Consider the following 18,565-nt stretch of genomic DNA (forward strand, 5'->3'; position numbering starts at 1 on the left):
CGGCCATATAACCCCGATTCAGGCACTCAAAAATTGGCAACAAAAAAGACCTCAACTTTTTGTGAAATCGGTTCATGACTTTGCGGGACCTGACACCTACTGACGTTTTGGACGTGGGCTTTTGCCATCAAGTCCACCCAAATCCTGGAAAAGAACGCCACGAGCTGGGCACCACCCATATGGCCCATCAAGCTTCTCATGGCTTTCAGCTTTACGCTCTTGTTCCTGGAGGGTCTTTCAAGACTCTTTAAGGACATCGCATCCCTGAAGAATCCATCCTAAACCCAGTGTCGAGGTGACGTCCCATGAGTCCTGAAGTTCTCACCGTGGCCATGTTCGGCACTTTGGTGGTTGCCGTGGCCTTAGGGCACCCGCTGGCCTACACCTTGGCGGGCGTCGCGACCCTCTTTGGTTTAATCGATAACGGTTTCAATGTGCCCATGCTGTTCAACATGTACGCCAACCAGTGCTGGGGCATCATGGACAACTACGTCCTGGTGGCCATTCCCCTCTTCATCTTCATGGCCCAGCTTCTGGATCGATCCAAGGTCGCTGAAAAGCTTTTTGAATCGCTTTACATCGTCTTGGGCAGTGTCAAGGGTGGGCTCGGTTTGGCCGTGGTGGTGGTCTGCACCGTCTTTGCCGCCACCACAGGCATCATCGGCGCCTCGGTGGTGGCCATGGGGCTTTTGGCAACTCCGGCTCTTTTAGAAAAAGGCTATGACAAAGCCATGACCAGCGGCATCATCTGCGCCGCCGGGACGCTGGGCATTCTCATTCCCCCTAGTATTATGATGGTCGTTTACGGCGGTTTGACAGGCCTCAAGGAAACCTCCGTCGGAAACCTTTTTGCGGGAGCCGTCATTCCGGGACTTATCCTCTCGACCTTATATTTCGTGTATATCCTAGTGCGCTGCACCATGAACCCGCGCGTGGGACCACCCATCAGCAAAGAAGAAGCGGATCGGTACTCTTCGGCACAGAAGTGGGCCATGACCATGAAATCCTTGGTGCCGCCGCTGGCCTTGATCTTTATGGTCATGGGAACCATTTTGGCCGGCGTGGCCACGCCAACGGAGGCCGCCGGTTTGGGCGCACTGGGGGCCTTCCTTCTCGCCGCGGCCAACCGAAAGCTTACATGGAAAATGCTTAAGGAATGTAGCTATGCCACGATGCGCACCACGGCCATGGTGATGATGCTCTTTATCGGTGGAAAATTCTTCAGCAGCGTCTTTCTGCGCATGGGTGGCGGTGATGTGGTGGCCGATTTGCTTATCGGGTCGGGGTTGAGCCGATGGACGATCGTGTTCATCATGATGCTCATTGTGTTCATCATGGGCATGTTTGTGGACTGGGCGGCCATTCTTTTGGTCACCGTCCCCATCTTCATGCCCATTGTTCTGGAACTGGAAATCGATCCCTTATGGTTTTCCATGCTCATGTGTGTCAATCTGCAAACCTCCTTTCTCACTCCACCCTTTGGCTACGCACTCTTTTATTTTGCCGGTGTGGCTCCCAAGGGCTATGATATGATGACAATCTATAAAGGAATTCTTCCCTTCGTGGCGTTGCAGCTTATCGGCTTGCTTCTCATGACCGTTTTTCCCGCACTCGTGACCTGGCTGCCCGATCTCTTTTTTGGCCGATAAGAGCAGGCGCTCAAGATGGACAACCCAAAGCTGGCCGTGAGGTCGAGACAACGCCACAGGTTGTCTAAGGGCCTGTGGCACGGCCAGCACACTGCCCCAGACCATTTATCAGGAGGCTGCGGATGAACGCTCAGGACCTTGTGGCACTTATGACTCAGAGGGCTCAGGCGGTGCAGATGGTGGTGCGTGCCTGTGCCGACTGGAGGGATGCCGTAGCCTATACTGTGGATGTGACCGCCGATCAAAAGGGCGCCACCATCGCGCCGTGGGGCCTTCCAGAAGAGGCTCACGAGCTTCTTGTCCGGCGTGCCGAATCCCAAGGTCTTCGCGTCTTGGCCCCTCCTTTGCGTGACCATCTCGAAGAAATCCACACGGCACTCACTCCAGCCCACTGGGGCATCGCCGAAACGGGCACCTTGGTGCTGGATTCCACCTCGGAAGATCTTCGCCTGGCCACCATGCTCTCCGAAACCCACGTGCTGGTGCTTCCCGAAAGCCGGCTTCGCCTGTCTTCGCTGGACATGGTGGATACCTTGAGAACCTGGCACGGGGAACCGCCACGTTACGTGGCGTTCATTTCCGGGGCCAGTCGCACGGCGGACATTGAACGGGTTCTCAGCATCGGCGTGCACGGGCCGCAACAAGTTCACCTATTGATCCTCAAGGAGGCCGCTCCATGACGACGCAGGCGACGTCCAGCATGAAAACCTATCGTCAGCAGTTGCGCCGGGCTTTGGACAACACCTTCCTTCGACAAACCTTGGATACTTTTGCCGCCGCGTATCGGGAATCCCGGGTCAAAGCTTTTGAGGGCATCGACGTGGAATCCCTCGTCGACGACATCGCGCGCCGAAAGGCGTCGGCCTTGCCGCACCTGGAAGAACTCTTCGCTCAATTCAAGCAGCACGCCGAAGCGGCCGGGGCCGTGGTCCATTCCGCCAAGACGGCCCAAGAAGCCAACGACCTCATAGCGGCCATTGCGCGGGAACACGGCGTGCACAAGATCATCAAGTCCAAGTCCATGACGGCGGAAGAAACCTTTCTGAACGCCCATCTGGAACAGGAAGGTTTTCATGTGACCGAGACCGATTTGGGTGAATGGATCATTCAGTTGCGCCGTGAAGGCCCCTCACACATGGTCCTGCCCGCCATTCATCTATCCCGACATCAGGTGGCCGAACTCTTTGAAAAGGTGACCGGAGAAAAACAAAATCCCGACGACATCGAAAAGATGGTCAAGGTGGCCCGGCGTACCCTGCGCCGGGCGTATCTGGAAGCGGATATGGGAATCTCCGGAGCCAATTTCGCCGTGGCCGAATCCGGCACTCTGGGGCTGGTGACCAATGAAGGCAATGCCCGCTTGGTCACCACACTGCCCCGAGTGCACGTGGCCTTGGTGGGCTACGACAAACTCGTACCCGATCTGGAAACGGCCTTGACCATCTTAAAAGCACTGCCGCGCAACGCCACGGGGCAGATCATTTCCACTTACGTGACCTGGATCACGGGAGCGACCGATTGTGGGTCTTCCCCCACGGGCCGAAAGATTTTGCACATCATCTTTCTGGATAACGGCCGCTTGCACCTGGCCAAGCATCCCGTCTTTTCCCAGGCTCTGCAGTGCGTGCGCTGTGGAGCTTGTGCCAATGTGTGCCCCATCTATCGTCTGGTGGGCGGCCACAACTACGGCCATGTGTACATCGGAGCCATCGGCCTTATCCTCACGGCCTTTTACCACGGCGTGCCCAACGCTCGAGCCCTGGTCATGAACTGCCTCAACTGCCAGGCATGCAAAGCGGTTTGTCCCGCCGGCATCGACCTGCCGTATCTCATCAAGCGCACCGTTGGGCATGTGCTTGAGGCCGAAAAGCGTCGTCCTGTTAAAAATCGGCTGCTCAATGTGGTGCTCAAAGATCGCCGGCTCTTTCACTTCCTCCTTCGCCGCGCCTTTCTCGCCCAAAAGCCCTTGGCCGGCAAAGAGCCTCTCATTCGTCATTTGCCCCTGTTTTTTGACAAGGCCCATGGGTTTCGAAGCCTTCCGGTCATTTCGGCCACACCTCTGCGGGACCGATGGCCAGGCATTAAGCCTTACGTGGCCAATCCGGCCCTACGTGTGACCCTTTTCGGCGGGTGTTTGATCGATTTTGTCTATCCCGAACAGGCTCAAGCCATCTTACCCCTTCTGGCGGATCACCGGGTCGCCGTCGACTACCCTCAAGCGCAGACATGCTGCGGCCTTCCGGCACTCATGGCCGCCGAAGAAGAAACGGCCCGTCATGTAGCCCTGCAAAACCTCGAGGCCGTGGATCTGGACCATACTGATTGGATTTTGACCCTCTGCGCGTCCTGCGGTTCTCACATGAAGGAAAACTACCCCAAACTTCTGGGCCATGACCCAGCCCTGGCCGATCGGGTTCAACGTTTTACAGCCAAGATCATCGATTTTAGTTCATTTGTTCAAGACGTGCTGAAGGTTTCCAAGGATGAATTCCTCGAGGGGGGAGTAAAAACCGCCTACCACGCGCCGTGCCATTTGTGTCGAGGTTTGAAAGTGGTGGACACGCCGCGGGAACTGCTCAAAACGGCGGGTTTGGACTATGTGCCCACCCGCGATGAGGATGTGTGTTGTGGGTTCGGTGGATCTTATTCGTTAGAGTTTCCAGAAATCTCGGCGGAACTGCTCAGACGAAAGCTGGACAACGTGGAGGCGTCGGGAGCCCACATGCTGGTGACGGATTGTCCGGGGTGTGTTCTTCAGCTGCGCGGAGGCGCCGACAAGCAGGGCCGTCCCTTTGAGGTATGCCACATGGCCGAAGCCGTCGCCCGCACGTACCGACGGGCAAAGAGAATCTCGGCTGAAAAGCATGGCTAAAGAACACTCGTTCCGTGCCCTGCAAGGCGTGCGGTCGTGTTTTTTCTTGGATGAAGTCCCGCTGAGCACGTTCCATGAAAGGCGAGCGAGCCTTGACGGTCCGTACATGGGCACACGACCGTGAAGGCCACCCCAGCCTGTATGAGCGCGCTGGAGGAGCGGCATGAGGCCCCCACGCCATCGCACCGCCCCCCCAAAAATGAAGCCTATCTAAGCACCAGGCGTGGCATGACAAAAGGTCTTCGAGCCGTTTTTTGACGGTTCTCAAGCCTCTGGTCCCGAAAATCGAAGGCCTAGAGCTTTTTGAGCGCCTCGCGGGCTTCTTCGGCTCGCACGTAAATGTGGGGCGCCACGCCGCGCTTGGCCAGAGCGTCACCCAACTTCATGCGCAGAAAGGCGCTGGTGGTGTAGCGGGTCACTCCCGTGTAGTAGTGGTCCACCAGATACTTCACCATGTCCGTGTAGGGATCCACCACGTCGGGAAAGATGGTGAAATTGTCGTAGTTGACGATGGCATAAACTTTGTGACCCACAGGCTTGAGAATCTTTTCCACAGCCTCCCGAATGGTTTCCACCTCTTCCAGGGTCTTCACGCTAAAGCCTTCAAAGTTGACAAAAAAGAGATTTTCCTGGGGATCGTACACAAGCCGTTCTTCCAACGGCAGGGAAAGCAGTTCCGTTTTGAGATCCATGGGTTCGTCCCAAAAGATGCGGTCGTCCATGAGGCGCGGCGTACCTCGAATCACGGGCACAAAGTCCATATGGGCCAAAATATCCTGTTCCAGGTCGACCCCTGGAGCGATCTCCGTCAATTCCACACCGTCGTCCGTCAGGGTAAAAACGCAGCGTTCGGTGATGTAAAGGACGGCTTTTTTGCGCCGCCGCGCGTAGCTCCCGCTAAAGGTGACATGCTCGACCTGAGAGACAAACTTTTTCGCCCTGCCTTCATGAAGGACGCGCAGGGCGCCGTCTTCCAGCACGGTCTTGAGCCCACCGGCAGTAAAGGTGCCCATAAAAACCACTTTCTTGGCGTTTTGACTGATGTTAATGAATCCTCCGGCCCCGGCAATCTTTGGCCCGAATTTGCTCACATTGACGTTGCCCTGCGCATCGGCCTGGGCCATACCCAAGAAGGCAATGTCCAAACCACCGCCATCGTAAAAGTCGAACTGGGCCGTCTGATCGATTATCGCATCGGTGTTGACGGCGGCACCGAAATTTAAACCTCCGGCCGGCATACCGCCGATCACTCCCGGTTCGGCCGTGAGGGTTAAGTATTCCAAAATCTTTTCTTCCACGGCCACGTTGGCCACGCCTTCCGGCATGCCGATGCCCAGGTTGACCACGCTGTTGGCCTTGAGTTCAAAGGCGGCTCGGCGTGCGATGATTTTTCTCTCATTCAGAGGAATGGTGGGCACGGTGGTCATGGGCACGCGAATTTCGCAGGAAAACGCGGGATTGTACGGTGCCGCAAAGGTCTGCCAATGGTTTTCCGGAGACGCCACCACGATGCAGTCCACCAAAATGCCCGGAATCTTGACGTGCCGAGCGTTGAGCGTTCCCCGTTCGGCGATGCGTTCCACCTGAGCGATAACAAAGCCGCCGCTGTTGTGGGCGGCCGTGGCCAAAGACAGGGTTTCCAAGGTCAAGGCTTCCCGTTCCATGGTGATGTTGCCTTCGGTATCCGCGGTGGTTCCGCGAATGATGGCCACATGGATGGGAAAGGTCTTGTAGGCGAGAATCTCTTCGCCGTCGATCACCATAAGTTCCACCAAGTCCTCTGTGGTGATGGAATTCAGCTTTCCTCCACCGTTTCTCGGATCCACAAAGGTTTCCAGGCCCACCGTGGTGAGCGTTCGCGGCTTTTTGGCGGCAATATCTCGGTACATGTGCGTGATGACGCCTTGAGGCAAATTGTACGCCTCGATCTTGTTTTCCATGGCCAGGCGCTGCAACTTGGGCACCAAACCCCAATGCCCGCCCACAACGCGTTTGACCAGACCCTCATGCCCCAGATGATTCAGGCCGCGTTCTTTGCCGTCCCCTTGCCCGGCGGCGTACACCAGGGTCAGGTTTCGAGGTCTTCCCGTTTCCAAAAACCGTTTTTCCAGGGCCATGGCCACTTCCTCGGCAAACCCCGTGCCCACAAAACCCCCGGTGGCCACCGTGTCTCCGTCTCGAATCACCTGGACGGCTTCCTGAGCGCTGACGATTTTGCCTTTGCGCGTTCTCTGGGGCGGATAGGGCGAAAGAAAGGGATGGGTTCCTGAAACGATGTGGTCGGTCATGACATCTCCTTGCATGCAGAACATGGGTGAAACCGCGGCAAAATTCTCTCTTCGGACTTCAAGGGTTCCTCGTCTGAAAAGGATCCAGACCGTGGGCACTGAGAAATAGGCTCAGCCCGGAAGGATCTCGGTAAAGGTGCGAAGCCATGCCCAAGGCTTCGGCGGCTTTCACATTTTCTTCCGTATCATCCACAAAAAGAGCCTCCTGAGGGGTCACCCTCAGCCTTTCCAAGGCCAGCCTGTAAGCCTCTTTCCACGGCTTTCGCACACCTTCTTCGGCGGAACACACCACAACATCAAACAGAGACAGCACCCTCCAGCGCTCCAGCCATGCCGTTAAGCCTCGCGGCGCATTGGAAAGGACCCCCAAGGCCACGCGCCCGTGTAGGTTTTGAATCATGGCGATGACCGGTGTGTTGGGTTTTTCGTCCGCATCGTAACGGGCGCGAAAGGCCGCCACCGCCGTGGCATCGCGCAGACCCAGCCGAGGCCCCATCGTTTCCCAATACTCATTGAGGCTTCGTCGGCCCAGCAGAGTGTCCTCCCACACGGGATCGTCAAACATGATGCGGTTGAGGCTGCCCAAAGGCAGTTTGAGGTCCCGTTCGTAGCTTTCAAAAAGCGATGCCGGCTTGGGAGCGGATATCACACGCCCGAAATCAAAAAGAACTGCCTTTGGTGGGCCCGTCACCTTGTCATCTCCTTTAAAACACCTTAAATTCTTGCTTGCACATACAAAATCTCGGAAAAGGTAGGCTGCATCCACATGAATCCCTCTTCATCGGCTCCTCGCCAACAATCCATGCCCGCGGGAATCCTGGTGCTCATGGGATCGGGAGAATTCTCATCGGGCATGGTGGAAGTGCACAAGGCACTTCTTCGCTCCAGAGGCTCGAATCCGTTTGCCGTTTTTATCGATACACCGGCGGGATTTCAACAAAACGTTGATGAAATTTCCCGGCGAGCCCAAGTCTATTTTCAAACGCGCGTGGGCCATCCACTGCACGTGGTGTCCCTTAAATCCCGCCACGCTCTGGACACCATTCAGGGACGTCAAGCCTTGAAGCGTCTCGAAAAGGCCGACTACATGCTCATGGGACCCGGCAGCCCCACCTATGTCGCGCGCCAGTGGATAGGCACGCCGGTGCCGGACATCCTACGATCTCGACTCGAAAGCGGCGCCGTGGTGGTGGCGGCCAGCGCCGCGGCCATAAGTTTCAGCTGGAAAACGCTACCCGTCTACGAAATCTACAAAGTGGGCATGGATCTACACTGGGCCGACGGCCTCGACCTGCTGGGACCCTACGGCCTGCGCCTTGTCATTGTTCCCCACTGGAACAACGCGGAAGGGGGCACCCATGACACGCGTTTTTGCTACATGGGAAAGGAGCGGTTTCAGCTTCTGGAGGCTCAACTTCCCGACAAAGCGCTTGTCGTGGGCCTTGATGAACACACGGCCCTCACCTTGGATTTCACTCAAGAAACGGCCACCGTTCGCGGTGTGGGGACCGTGACTTTGAGACAAATCAAAAGCGGGGCGGCTGCGAGGTCCCAGGACAGCCCTTCGGCCAAGGAATCCCTTTCTTTGCCTTCGAAACATGGGCCCGATCGCTCGCAAGAAGCCGGGGTTTTTGATAGAAGTTCCGATCGTGAAGGTGAGGGCGCCTTCCAGAGAGTGTTTGCTTCGGGCCACAGCTTTCCCTTGAATTTGTTTTGGGCATTGGCCAACGTCATGGACGTTAAAACTCCAAAGCCTCATCCCGGATCCATCGCGACAGACGCCCCCACGCCCTCTCAGAATGACACCGGGCCTTCACCTTCACAGGAACCGGGTTCCCTTTCCGCACCGGAAGAATTCTGGAAGACGCTGCGCCGCGCCGAAGACCTTCTGCAACGGGGCCTGGAACATCGCCTTCCTGAAGATGCGGCCAGAGCGCTTCTGGATTTAGACCGACTTTTGTGGCAGAGTTCAGCCGGTGGCGCACCTTTCGAAGACATTTATCAGGGCCGGAAAATCTTTCGAGAATGGCTCGTTCAGGTGGCGCAACGCCTCACCTTGTCCTTCGAAGAAAAGCGCACGGTTTTGGATCCGCTTGTGGACGATTTGGTGCACCTTAGGCAACAGTTTCGAGAAAAAAGGCTGTGGCAGGCGGCCGATGCGCTGCGCAGCCTTCTTGCCGCTCGTGGAGTCGCCATCGACGATACGCCCTCGGGACCGCGCCGACGTTGGGTTGACATGGAAGGATAAGTTCGTGGGAAGAGAAGGCTCTGAGGTTTCCGTCAAAATCGCCGAAGCGCTGCATCCCCTGTGGTCCCTGTGGCACAAGGAACGGTATCTGTTTGCACGGCGCCCTTTGTTTGTCACGCCGCCATGGCTGGACGCATGGAAACGCACACTGGGCCAGAACGAATCCCTCTGCCTCTTGATGGCCTACGGAGCTTTTGGCGCCGATGGCTACCTAGCTCTGAAGCTGTGCGATACGGAAGGCCTTTTTGCCGGAGATCCCGAGGTGTGCGACTACTTTGACGTGGTGATTCGGCCGGGAAGAGAAGAAGCGGTTTGGCGAGCCATGCTGCAAAGCGCCGGTCAGGCGGGTTTGAAGACGCTGAATCTTTTTCCCGTAAGGCCCACATCCACGGTCATGACCCATGGCGTGCCCCTGGGCCGTGCTTTGGGCTATGCCGTTTCCGTGGAATCCATCGATGTGACGGTGGAAATGCCTCTGGCCCCGTCCTGGGAAGGATACCTTCAAAGCCTCAACGGAAAGCAACGCCACGAAGTGCGCCGAAAAATGCGCCGCTTGGAAGAAGCCGGCCAGGTGGACTATCGTGTCGTCTCCACGCCGTCGGAACTGGAACAAGCTTTGGAGGTGTTTTTTCATCTCTTTCAAAGCAACCGCGACGACAAAGCCCGGTTTCTGACCCCGGCCATTCGAACCTATATGGAAACCTTGTGCCACACCATGGGTCGCGAAGGATTGCTGCGGCTTTCCTTTCTTCACCTGAACGGCTCACCCGCTGCGTCCGCCTTGTGCTTTGATGACGGGGAAACGGTTTATCTGTATAACAACGGCTACGATGCCGCCTTTGCCCCCTTGAGCGTGGGGTTGATGCAAACCCTTTTCACCATCAAGGACGCTGCCGAGCGAGGTCGGACACGCTACGAATTCTTGCGCGGCGATGAAACCTACAAATTCCGGTTGGGAGGACAGGAAGTGCCTTTATATCGCGTGCACATTTCTCTGGACGCGGCCTAGAACGTTTCGTTGCGCTTCCAGCTGATGACCCCAAAGATGGAAAGCTCTTGCGCATGTGCCATTGTTTCCTATCGTCATCACCCACATTTCCCGCAACCCATCCCCATCAGGGCGCTCGACACCTTCGCATCGCCATGATCTGCGCCCACTCCAACCCTCTGGGACCTCTCGGACGTCGGGATACGGGCGGAATGAGCGTCTACATTCGCGAGATGTCTCGAGCTTTGGCGTCCCAAGGACACCACGTTCATCTTTTTGTGGGAGAACCGTCCTCCGGGTCCGAATCTCAAGGCCTGAACGACACACGGCAAACCCAGCGTCAGTATTTCGGACCCAATGTTCACTGGGTGTCCGTGCCATGCTCGACCACGGTTTCTCAAGAGCCTGTGGAACAGCTCGAGACGGCCCACACCTTTTGCCGAGCCATTGTCAAGGCGTCGAGAAATGGAAGCGTGGCCGCAACGGGTTCGGCGTTCCGTAATGAAGCGGATTCGGAAGATTTCCGGGCCGTGACATGGAAAAGCGGGCGGCCCTTTGACGTCATCTTCAGCCATTATTGGCTGTCGGGACTGGCGGGCATTCAAACCGCCCATGTTTTGCAAGTGCCCCATGTGACCATGTTCCATACCTTGGCCCGATCCAAAGCCGCCGCCTTGGGCCAACCCGTGGACGCTTCCTGCCGGCTGTGCGCCGAACAACTCGTGGCGTATCAAAGCCATGCCGTGGTGGCTCCCACCCAGGCGGAAAAGGAAACACTGCTCAATCACTACGGTGTGCCACTCCATCGCATTATCGTGGTGCCCTGCGGCGTGAACGGCCATCTTTTTCGACCGAGCGACCGCTTCTCGGCGCGTCGGCAACTTCAGCTTCCTGTGGATGCGATCATCTATCTTTTTGTGGGACGGCTCGACCCCATCAAAGGCCTGGACCGCCTTCTTGCCGCCTTTGCGCGCCTTCCCCGCTCCATGCCGGCACGGCTGGTGATCGTCGGCGGTGACCCGTCGGAGGGCGAACCCTTAAAAGCTTTTCACGACATGGTGCAGGCCCAGGGGCTTGGCAACCGCGTGGTCTTTGCGGGTCGAGTGGACCAGGGTCGGCTTCCGAAATTTTATGCCGCCGCCGATGCGCTGGTCATGGCGTCGCACTACGAAAGTTTTGGCCTTGTGGCTCTGGAAGCTTTGGCTTCCGGGCGCCCCGTGATCGGGCCTCCCGTGGGCGTACTGCCGGAAGTTCTTCGTAGAGCGCACGCCGGCGTGTTGCTCAAGGACAACAGCCCGGACGAGCTTCTTCGAGGCATGACGCTCATCGCCGAGGAACGTCACCGTCAAGGGGCGTTCCAGGAAGCGGTGCGCCGCAGCCTATCCAAACGGTACGCGTGGCACCGGGTCGCCCAAGACCTGGCCCAGGCCTTGATGCACATCAGCAACCCCAATGGGCTTTCCAACGTGGCAAAGGAGACCATCATCCATGGACTCGATCGATGCTCTGATCATTGCGGCACATCCGGACGACCCTGAATTCGGCGCTGCAGGCACCGTTGCCAAATGGACGCGTGAGGGGAAAAGGGTCGTTTACGTCATCTGCACGGACGGAGACAAAGGCACCAACGACCGCGCCATGAATCCCAAGGAACTGGCCCGCATTCGCCAAGATGAGCAACAAGCCGCCGCTCGAGTTCTTGGAGTGCAGGAGGTGGTGTTTTTGCACTATCCGGATCAGGGTTTAGAAGACACGCCCGAGTTTCGTCGGGAACTGGTGCGCTCGATACGTCGTTTTCGGCCGGCCATTGTGCTCTCTTCAGACCCTTACCGGCGCTATCTGTGGCATCGAGACCACCGCATTGTAGGCCAGGTGGTCATGGACGCGGTGTTTCCCTACGCTCGGGACCATCTCGCCTATCCCGAGCTCCTGGCCGAAGGGCTGGAACCGCACAAGGTCAAAGAAGCTTGGTTTTGGGCGGCCGAAGACATCAACCATCGAGAAGACATCACCGATACTTTTGACCTGAAGATCGAAGCCCTGCAGTGCCATGCCAGTCAGTGGAACAGCCATCCCGTGCGGGACATTCGCACCTGGCTGGAGCAACGGTTCCGCAAAGCCGCCGAAGGCACGCCGTACACCTATGCGGAAGCCTTTCATCGCGTGGTTTTGCCCGAATGAGTCACGCACTCCACGCCACATCCCCGCACATATTCTCAGGGACTCCCCGGCGAAGAAACGCTTCAAAAGCCGTGCGTTCGTAGCCCACGTTGGTCGGAGGCCCATGACCCGGAAAGACCAAAACGGTGTCGGGCAGGGTGAAGATTTTTTGGGTCAGCGAAGCAAGGATTTGACGAAAAGCGGCGGGGGTTTCCGTCCGTCCCGGGCCGTTGGGGAACAAGGTGTCTCCGGAAAAAAGCACTTGACCGAACCGTAGGCAGAGGCTTCCCGGCGTGTGGCCCGGAGTATGCAAAACGCGCCCTGTCAAGGACCCCACGGCAAGGTCCTGGTCATCCTGCAGCACCAGATCCGGGTTCACCGGAAGCCGAGGAGCGTCCAGAGCCTGAACCCAGACGGGAATGCCGGTCTTATCCACCAGGCTTTGAAGCCCCTGGATGTGATCGACATGGGTATGAGTGAGCACCAGGGCCTTCAAAGGCGCCTGAAATCGAACGGTATCGATCCCCTGGGGCGCGTCAATGAGAATTCCTTGCCCGGTTTTTCGACACACCAGTTCGTAGGCGTTTACGGCGTAGGGGCCCAGTGTGTGGCGCGCCACCATAACATCGCCGAGAGTCAGCACGATTCCGTTTTTCAACCCCATCGTCGCCCTCTGTGCTCCCTTGCGCGTCGGCGCCTGTAAGCTGGGAGCGTCGGCTGCCCTTCCTTACCCCATTTCAGGCAACAGCGGCAGTCCGTCCAGGGAAGGAGAAAGATCCGCGACAATCCGCGCCACAGCGGCCTCGATTTCATCGCGACCAAAAAAGAACACCTCGCCCGTTCGGCGCACTTTGACTTCAAAGGTGCCTTTCTTTAAACCTCGCTGGCTCACCACCACGCGAAGGGGAATGCCCAGAAGGTCGGCGTCCTTGAGTTTCACCCCCGGGGATTCGTCTCTGTCGTCGTAGAGGACCTCCCATCGGGTTCGAAGAGCTTCATACAAGGCGTCGGCCGCGTCATCCACCTCGGGACTCTTACCCAAAGTACTCAGAATCACCTGGTACGGGGCAATGGTCACCGGCCAGATAATACCCGCTTCATCGTGCCACTGTTCCACAGCCGAGGCCATGAGCCTTTCCACACCGATGCCGTAGCATCCCATGACCACCCGATGATTCGCCCCATCCGCTCCAAGAAAGGTCACATCCATGGTGTCTGGAGCGGTGTACTTGGTTCCCAGCTTAAAGGTGTGGCCCAGCTCTATGCCACGGCGAACGTCCAACCGGCCTGAAGCACACTGAGCGCACGTGTCCCCCGAACGCACTTCGGCAATGTCCACCTGTTCCGTGACGGGAAAATCTCGGCCGGGCAGAACGTTTTTCAGGTGGACATCCACGGCGTTTCCACCGGCGATGTAGAGGGTTTCATGGCCCACGGACGTGTCCACAACAACACGAAGGTTTTTGTCCTTCAGGCCCACCGGCGACAAAAAACCGCCGAAAAGCCCATGGCGTTCCAGAAGATCTTCTGAAGCCAAGTCCACGTGCACGGCTTTGAGATGGTTGGCCAGTTTGGTCACCGAAATGTTGAAGTCGCCTCGAACCACAGCCAGCACCAAACGACCGTCGGCATCGTAAGCCACCGTCTTGAGAAAATGATCTTCCGTGGTTTGAAAAAATTCCATGAGGTCCCCAATGGTCTTCACACCCGGTGTGGCCACGGAAGCCATGGCCGGTGGATTCGCCGACAGGTCCTTGACGGCTGGTTTCAAGCCCACCGCCTTTTCCGTGTTGGCTCGATAGTCGCACTGCGTGCACACCACAAACTGGTCTTCTCCATGAGCGGATTCCAGCATGAATTCATGGGATCCCGTGCCGCCCATGATGCCCGTGTCCGCTTCAATGGGCACGGCGTTAAGTCCACAACGGGCAAAGATGCGCAAATATGCGTTGTAAATTCTCGGATAGTAACGGTCCAGATCCTCGAAGTCGGGATGAAAACTGTAACCGTCCTTCATCTGGAATTCGCGCACGCGCAACAGCCCCGCTCGAGGCCTCGCCTCATCGCGAACCTTTGTCTGAATCTGGTAAAGCATCACGGGCAAATCCCGGTAAGAGCGCAGAAATTTTTTAGCAATGTCAGTCACGATTTCTTCGTGGGTCATGGCCAACACGAATTCCCGCTGCCGCCGGTCTCGAAAGCGAAAGAGTTCCGGCCCGATGTCAAAATACCGCTTGGTGGCTTTCCACAATTCCGCCGGATTGAGCACGGGCATGGTCACTTCCAAGCCGTCGATCCCGTCCATTTCCTCTCGAATGATTTTTTTGATCTTTTCGGCCACTCGGTGCCCCAAGGGCAGCAGGGAATAAATGCCGGCAGCTGCGGGGTAAATGTAGGATCCGCGAAGCAGCAACACGTGGGATGGTGTCTCCGCTTCCTTGGGCACTTCGTACTGCGTGTGTATAAAAGAGCGGCTATAGCGCATGGGCGGGACCTCCTTTTAATCTGGCTTGGGACTTTCCGTTAGTTATTAAGGCTTTAGACATTAGCATGGAAGGTCCGCGGACCACAACTTGAAAACACGGCCTTGGATGAGCTTGTCTGAAAAGGCCTTTGAAAGGAAGCCATCGCGCGCGTCGGCACACGTCGCGACAACGGATCGCGCGCAGAGGGGACATCGCAGCTGGAGCCTGTGATTCCCTTTTCCAGGAAAGTTTATGATTTGCCCCTTGGCCGATGCCTCGAGACTTGGTATGAATCGGCACGCCTTCGGGCAGCTTTGGCACCAGCATTCAACATCCCGGCACAAAGGAGTCTTCCACCACCATGACACCCCATGAACCCTTTCAAAAGACGACGCCGGCCGACGCGCAGTCTCCGGCATGCTGGACCGCGGAAACCCTGCGCGACACACTGCTGCGTCACGTCCAGGAACTGGCGCGCCATCCCGAAAACAAGGTGCCTGCGGAACGGCTCGTGTTGCAACTGACCCAGGATACGGATTTTCAAGCGATCCTGAAAACCTGGAACACCCTGAACGGCCCTGATCGCGTGGCCGCGTGGAAAAAGGTCCTCGGCCTGGCCGAACACCATGCCCGTGAAATTCTTCCGGCATGCGTGCAATGCGGCGAATGCTGTCGCTCGGGCAGTCCCACACTGCACCTGGAAGACTTGGAACTGCTGCAGAAGGGGGCCCTTGCGTGGAACGCGCTCTACACGTTGCGCCGAGGCGAACCCGTGCGGTCGCCTTTCAAGAAGGAGCTGGTTTTTCTCTTGGATGAGCGCATCAAGGTGCGGGAAAAGCCGGGGACGACGGAATGCCTCTTTCTCGATGCCTCCACAAACCAATGCCGCATCTACGCCGACCGGCCTCTGCAGTGCCGCGCTCAGGCGTGTTGGGATGCCGGGCCCGCCGAAGATTTGAGCAAACAGCCGTATTTGACGCGGCGTGACCTCTTTAAGGACGTGGAACTTCTGATGGATATCATCGCCGAACACGACCGTCGCTGCCGATTCGATCAGCTGGCCGCTGCGTTTCGAGAACTGGACGCGACCAAGGGCGCTTCGGTGGATAAACTGCTTCACCTTTTGGCCTACGAAGACCACTTTCGAAACGTCATGGCCGAAAAATTAAACATTCCCGAGGACTACATGGAATTGGTCTTCGGTCGAAGCTTTGCCGACCTGGTGCAGGTGTTTGGATGCCGCGTGCGCACGGAACCCGACGGCACTCGTGTGCTCGTTCCGGACCAGGACGCCGCCTCGCTTTCCGGCAATGAGGCGGCAAAAGAAACGTAGAACCCACAGGTGGGTTTCTCCATGAGCGCGCAGGGAACAGAGCGGTTTTCTTGATGGAAGAGAAAGCGCCTGCGCCGCATAACTTCGAATTCGTCAGGGACTTGTCCCCGGCCCAAACGGGAAGCGGGAATCCATAACGGGTTTTAGGCCGTGGATTCCCGCTTGGTGCTATCCCGGGGCGAGCCCTGACGCCGGCAGCGGCAAGCCCTCTGGGTCTAAGACCTGGAGTGACGCCAAGGGCCGGGAGGCGTTGGCGCAAGAGCCTTCACGTCGATGAAGACCGAAAGAGCGTGTAGCACACCTGGTCGCCGACCTTTGTGGCTTTCGCCAATTCCATGTGGCGCAACACCGCGAAATCGGATCGAAATGTGGTTTCGTCCATGTTGAGGGCTTTGAGGATGTCGTCCAAAGGCATCGGCCCGTTGGCTTCAAGAAGTTCCAAAATCCGCTTCTGACGTTCCGTCAAACCTGTTTGGCCTTCACCGGTCCTCTTGGCACTGTAGACGGCCCAGGGGTCACAGACCTTGGGAACGGCCATGCGGTCCAGATAGCAGTCTTCGCAGACCGTTTCTCCTGCCAGTTCATAGCGATCGTCATCGGGGGCAAGAGAAACGCCGCATCGTGCACACTTCGTCATAGTCCTGAACCTCCTTCACTCGTCTTCATGGTGCATAGCCTGGATTCCCTCCCGTTTTTGCTCCCGTCATGGGGCCTGGGACGGCTTGTGCCCGGCAAGGGTTTCCAGGGCGAGAAGGAGCGCCTGGGTGCCTTTGCGGCCGTAGCCCTGCGCCTTGACGGCGGTGTACAGTTGGTGGACCAGGGCGAGGCCAGGGAGAACCACCTGCAGGCGCTGGGATTCTTCAAGGGCGATGCCCATGTCTTTGATAAAATGTTCCACGTAAAAGCCCGGTTCAAAATCGCGGCGCATCATGCGCGGCACCAGGTTATCCAAGGCCCAGCACGCGGCGGCACCTCCACGAATGCTTTGCAGCACTTTTTCGGGATCCAGTCCCGCCCGCATCGCGTAAAGAAGGCTTTCGCAGACGCCGATCATGGTTCCGGCGATGACAATTTGATTGCACATCTTGGCATGTTGGCCAGATCCTGCAGGGCCGTGGTGCACAATGTTCTTTCCGAGAATGCGCAGCAGTGGTTCAACGGCCTGAACGGCCTCAGCGTCGCCCCCCACCATGATGGAAAGGGTCGCCTGCCTCGCTCCCACATCACCTCCTGAAACCGGCGCATCCACGGCCCAAGCGCCACGGCGTCGCGCTTCCGCATGGATGGCTTGCGCCAGCCGTGGTTCCGTCGTGGTCATGTCCACCAAAACGGATCCCTGCTGCAGGCCTTCAAAAATGCCTTTCGGGCCGAAATAGACTTCTCGCACATCTTCGGGAAAGCCCACCATGGTGAAAACCACGTGGCACGAGGCGGCCACCTCGGCCGCCGACGCCGCCCACCGGGCTCCGCGTTCCAGCAGCGGTTCGGCCTTGGCTCGATGGCGGTTGAACACCGTCACCGCATACCCCGCATCCAAAAGATGGCCGCACATGGCCGATCCCATGACGCCCGTACCGATCCAGCCGATGGGTGTTCGAGCCGGGTCACACACCGGGAGCATACCCTTTTCCGAGATCTCCATAGCTCCTCCTCGAGCACAACTTTTCGCTCATTGCAGCTTTTTCGTTATGTGTTCTCCGGCCGAACCCACGTGCCCGTGTCTTTGTAGGCTCGGGTCACGGCCTTGAGCTCATCGCGGCGTTTCATGAAGAGGTCTTTCATGCTCTGAAGCCATTTGAGGTGCGCCACGGTGTCTTCCCGAGTGAGGAAAAGCGGGTGTTCTCCCCGAATGGTTTCCACGGCAAAAGAGGCGCCGTCCCAGCGGAGCGTGCCTTCGCTGCTGCAGGTCATGCACCGAATCTTTTGGACGCCGGAACCTGCAGGGTCCGCCGAGGGAAGGAACCGGAAAGTATCCCCGCCGCACAACGGACATCGCGGCGTTTTGGAATCGGGCGTTTCGGCTCCCTCTTCCAAAGCCCGGGCCAATTTGCGTGCGGCAGCAGGGCCCTCATGGCCCAGCAGGACTTCCCCGGGAAGCGCCCCGTACACGACTTCGCACCCACGGTGATCGGCCAGAATGAGTTTGAGAAAGCTGTCCACCACAAGTTTGGTGTAACCTTCGAGTCCCGTCACACCGGCAATGGCCACCCCTACGGCGGGTTTTCCCCAGAGCGCATCGATGTGCGCGTAAAAGCTCAAACCGCGATCCAACAAGCGCTTGAGGCTTGCGTTGGCCCCAAGAAAATACGTGGGGGCGGCGACAACCAAGGCGTCGGCTTTAACCATTTCCTCCAAAACCAAGGGCAAGTTGTCCCTTTGGACGCAGCGCATGGGCCCGAAAAGGCATTGGTAGCAGGCCAGGCATGGGCGAATGTCCAGTTCGGGAAGCCTGATGAGCCGAAGGTTCCAGGATCCTTTCAGACACCGATGGATTTCCTTGATGAAGATCTCACTGTTGCCAAACTTTCTGGGGGATGCCACAAGTCCCAACAGCGTTTTCAT

Annotated in this window: 15 protein-coding genes and 1 pseudogene; 9 read left to right on the forward strand and 7 right to left on the reverse strand. The window is 57.6% G+C overall.

Translation table 11 applies throughout. The annotated features are described in order from the left end of the window. The 4 genes and pseudogenes from EDC27_RS16845 to ldhH form a co-directional block, all read left to right on the forward strand. Positions 1-103, forward strand: a pseudogene (locus tag EDC27_RS16845) (IS481 family transposase); the annotation flags it as partial. A gap of 202 nt (positions 104-305) precedes the next feature. Further along, a complete protein-coding gene (locus EDC27_RS00680; protein ID WP_123288699.1) occupies positions 306-1,649 on the forward strand; it encodes a TRAP transporter large permease in 1,344 nt (447 codons plus the stop codon). Between the two features lie 122 nt (positions 1,650-1,771). Next, on the forward strand, positions 1,772-2,329 hold the full coding sequence (locus EDC27_RS00685; protein WP_123288700.1) for a LutC/YkgG family protein: 558 nt from the start codon (positions 1,772-1,774) through the stop codon (positions 2,327-2,329). Further along, positions 2,326-4,521 carry an L-lactate dehydrogenase (quinone) large subunit LdhH gene (gene ldhH / locus EDC27_RS00690; RefSeq protein ID WP_123288701.1) on the forward strand — a complete coding sequence of 732 codons (2,196 nt, stop codon included), beginning with the start codon at positions 2,326-2,328 and terminating at the stop codon, positions 4,519-4,521. The genes EDC27_RS00685 and ldhH overlap by 4 nt, the downstream gene beginning before the upstream one ends. 293 nt (positions 4,522-4,814) lie before the next feature. Here the strand turns inward: ldhH and EDC27_RS00695 are convergent, their stop codons facing one another. Together EDC27_RS00695 and EDC27_RS00700 are read right to left on the reverse strand one after the other, a co-directional pair. After that, a complete protein-coding gene (locus tag EDC27_RS00695; protein WP_123288702.1) occupies positions 4,815-6,809 on the reverse strand; it encodes an acyl CoA:acetate/3-ketoacid CoA transferase in 1,995 nt (664 codons plus the stop codon). A gap of 58 nt (positions 6,810-6,867) precedes the next feature. Next, positions 6,868-7,500, reverse strand: a complete 633-nt coding sequence (locus EDC27_RS00700) for an HAD family hydrolase (protein ID WP_148045622.1) — start codon at positions 7,498-7,500, stop codon at positions 6,868-6,870. Positions 7,501-7,575: 75 nt separating this feature from the next. Here EDC27_RS00700 and EDC27_RS00705 point away from each other — a divergent pair, with 75 nt between their 5' ends. From EDC27_RS00705 to EDC27_RS00720, 4 genes are read left to right on the forward strand one after another with little or no spacing between them, the layout of a single operon-like run. Then, a complete protein-coding gene (locus EDC27_RS00705; protein WP_123288704.1) occupies positions 7,576-9,057 on the forward strand; it encodes a Type 1 glutamine amidotransferase-like domain-containing protein in 1,482 nt (493 codons plus the stop codon). A 4-nt stretch (positions 9,058-9,061) separates the two neighbouring features. After that, positions 9,062-10,066: a GNAT family N-acetyltransferase gene (locus tag EDC27_RS00710; protein WP_170161493.1), complete on the forward strand. Its 1,005-nt coding sequence runs from the start codon at positions 9,062-9,064 to the stop codon at positions 10,064-10,066. A gap of 53 nt (positions 10,067-10,119) precedes the next feature. Beyond that, positions 10,120-11,583, forward strand: coding sequence for a glycosyltransferase (locus EDC27_RS00715; protein ID WP_123288706.1), 1,464 nt, complete (start codon positions 10,120-10,122; stop codon positions 11,581-11,583). Then, entirely contained in the window at positions 11,534-12,226 is a 693-nt protein-coding gene (locus tag EDC27_RS00720; RefSeq protein WP_123289132.1) for a PIG-L deacetylase family protein, read from the forward strand. Before EDC27_RS00715 ends, EDC27_RS00720 begins: the two co-directional genes overlap by 50 nt. A 1-nt stretch (position 12,227) precedes the next feature. On the opposite strand, the gene EDC27_RS00725 is transcribed toward EDC27_RS00720, so the two are convergent. After that, entirely contained in the window at positions 12,228-12,869 is a 642-nt protein-coding gene (locus tag EDC27_RS00725) for an MBL fold metallo-hydrolase (protein ID WP_123288707.1), read from the reverse strand. A gap of 63 nt (positions 12,870-12,932) precedes the next feature. Then, positions 12,933-14,690 carry a proline--tRNA ligase gene (locus EDC27_RS00730; protein ID WP_123288708.1) on the reverse strand — a complete coding sequence of 586 codons (1,758 nt, stop codon included), beginning with the start codon at positions 14,688-14,690 and terminating at the stop codon, positions 12,933-12,935. A 341-nt stretch (positions 14,691-15,031) separates the two neighbouring features. Here EDC27_RS00730 and EDC27_RS00735 point away from each other — a divergent pair, with 341 nt between their 5' ends. After that, positions 15,032-16,003, forward strand: a complete 972-nt coding sequence (locus EDC27_RS00735) for a YkgJ family cysteine cluster protein (protein ID WP_123288709.1) — start codon at positions 15,032-15,034, stop codon at positions 16,001-16,003. 265 nt (positions 16,004-16,268) lie between these two features. Here EDC27_RS00735 and EDC27_RS00740 read toward each other — a convergent pair whose 3' ends face one another. The 3 genes from EDC27_RS00740 to EDC27_RS00750 all read right to left on the reverse strand — a co-directional run bounded on the left by EDC27_RS00740 (position 16,269) and on the right by EDC27_RS00750 (position 18,565). Further along, positions 16,269-16,640 carry a hypothetical protein gene (locus EDC27_RS00740; protein WP_123288710.1) on the reverse strand — a complete coding sequence of 124 codons (372 nt, stop codon included), beginning with the start codon at positions 16,638-16,640 and terminating at the stop codon, positions 16,269-16,271. Between the two features lie 66 nt (positions 16,641-16,706). After that, positions 16,707-17,645 carry an NAD(P)-dependent oxidoreductase gene (locus EDC27_RS00745; protein ID WP_245994133.1) on the reverse strand — a complete coding sequence of 313 codons (939 nt, stop codon included), beginning with the start codon at positions 17,643-17,645 and terminating at the stop codon, positions 16,707-16,709. Positions 17,646-17,689: 44 nt separating this feature from the next. Further along, positions 17,690-18,565 carry a flavodoxin family protein gene (locus tag EDC27_RS00750; RefSeq protein ID WP_123288711.1) on the reverse strand — a complete coding sequence of 292 codons (876 nt, stop codon included), beginning with the start codon at positions 18,563-18,565 and terminating at the stop codon, positions 17,690-17,692.

The organism is Desulfosoma caldarium, from assembly GCF_003751385.1.
Lineage (GTDB): Bacteria > Desulfobacterota > Syntrophobacteria > Syntrophobacterales > DSM-9756 > Desulfosoma > Desulfosoma caldarium.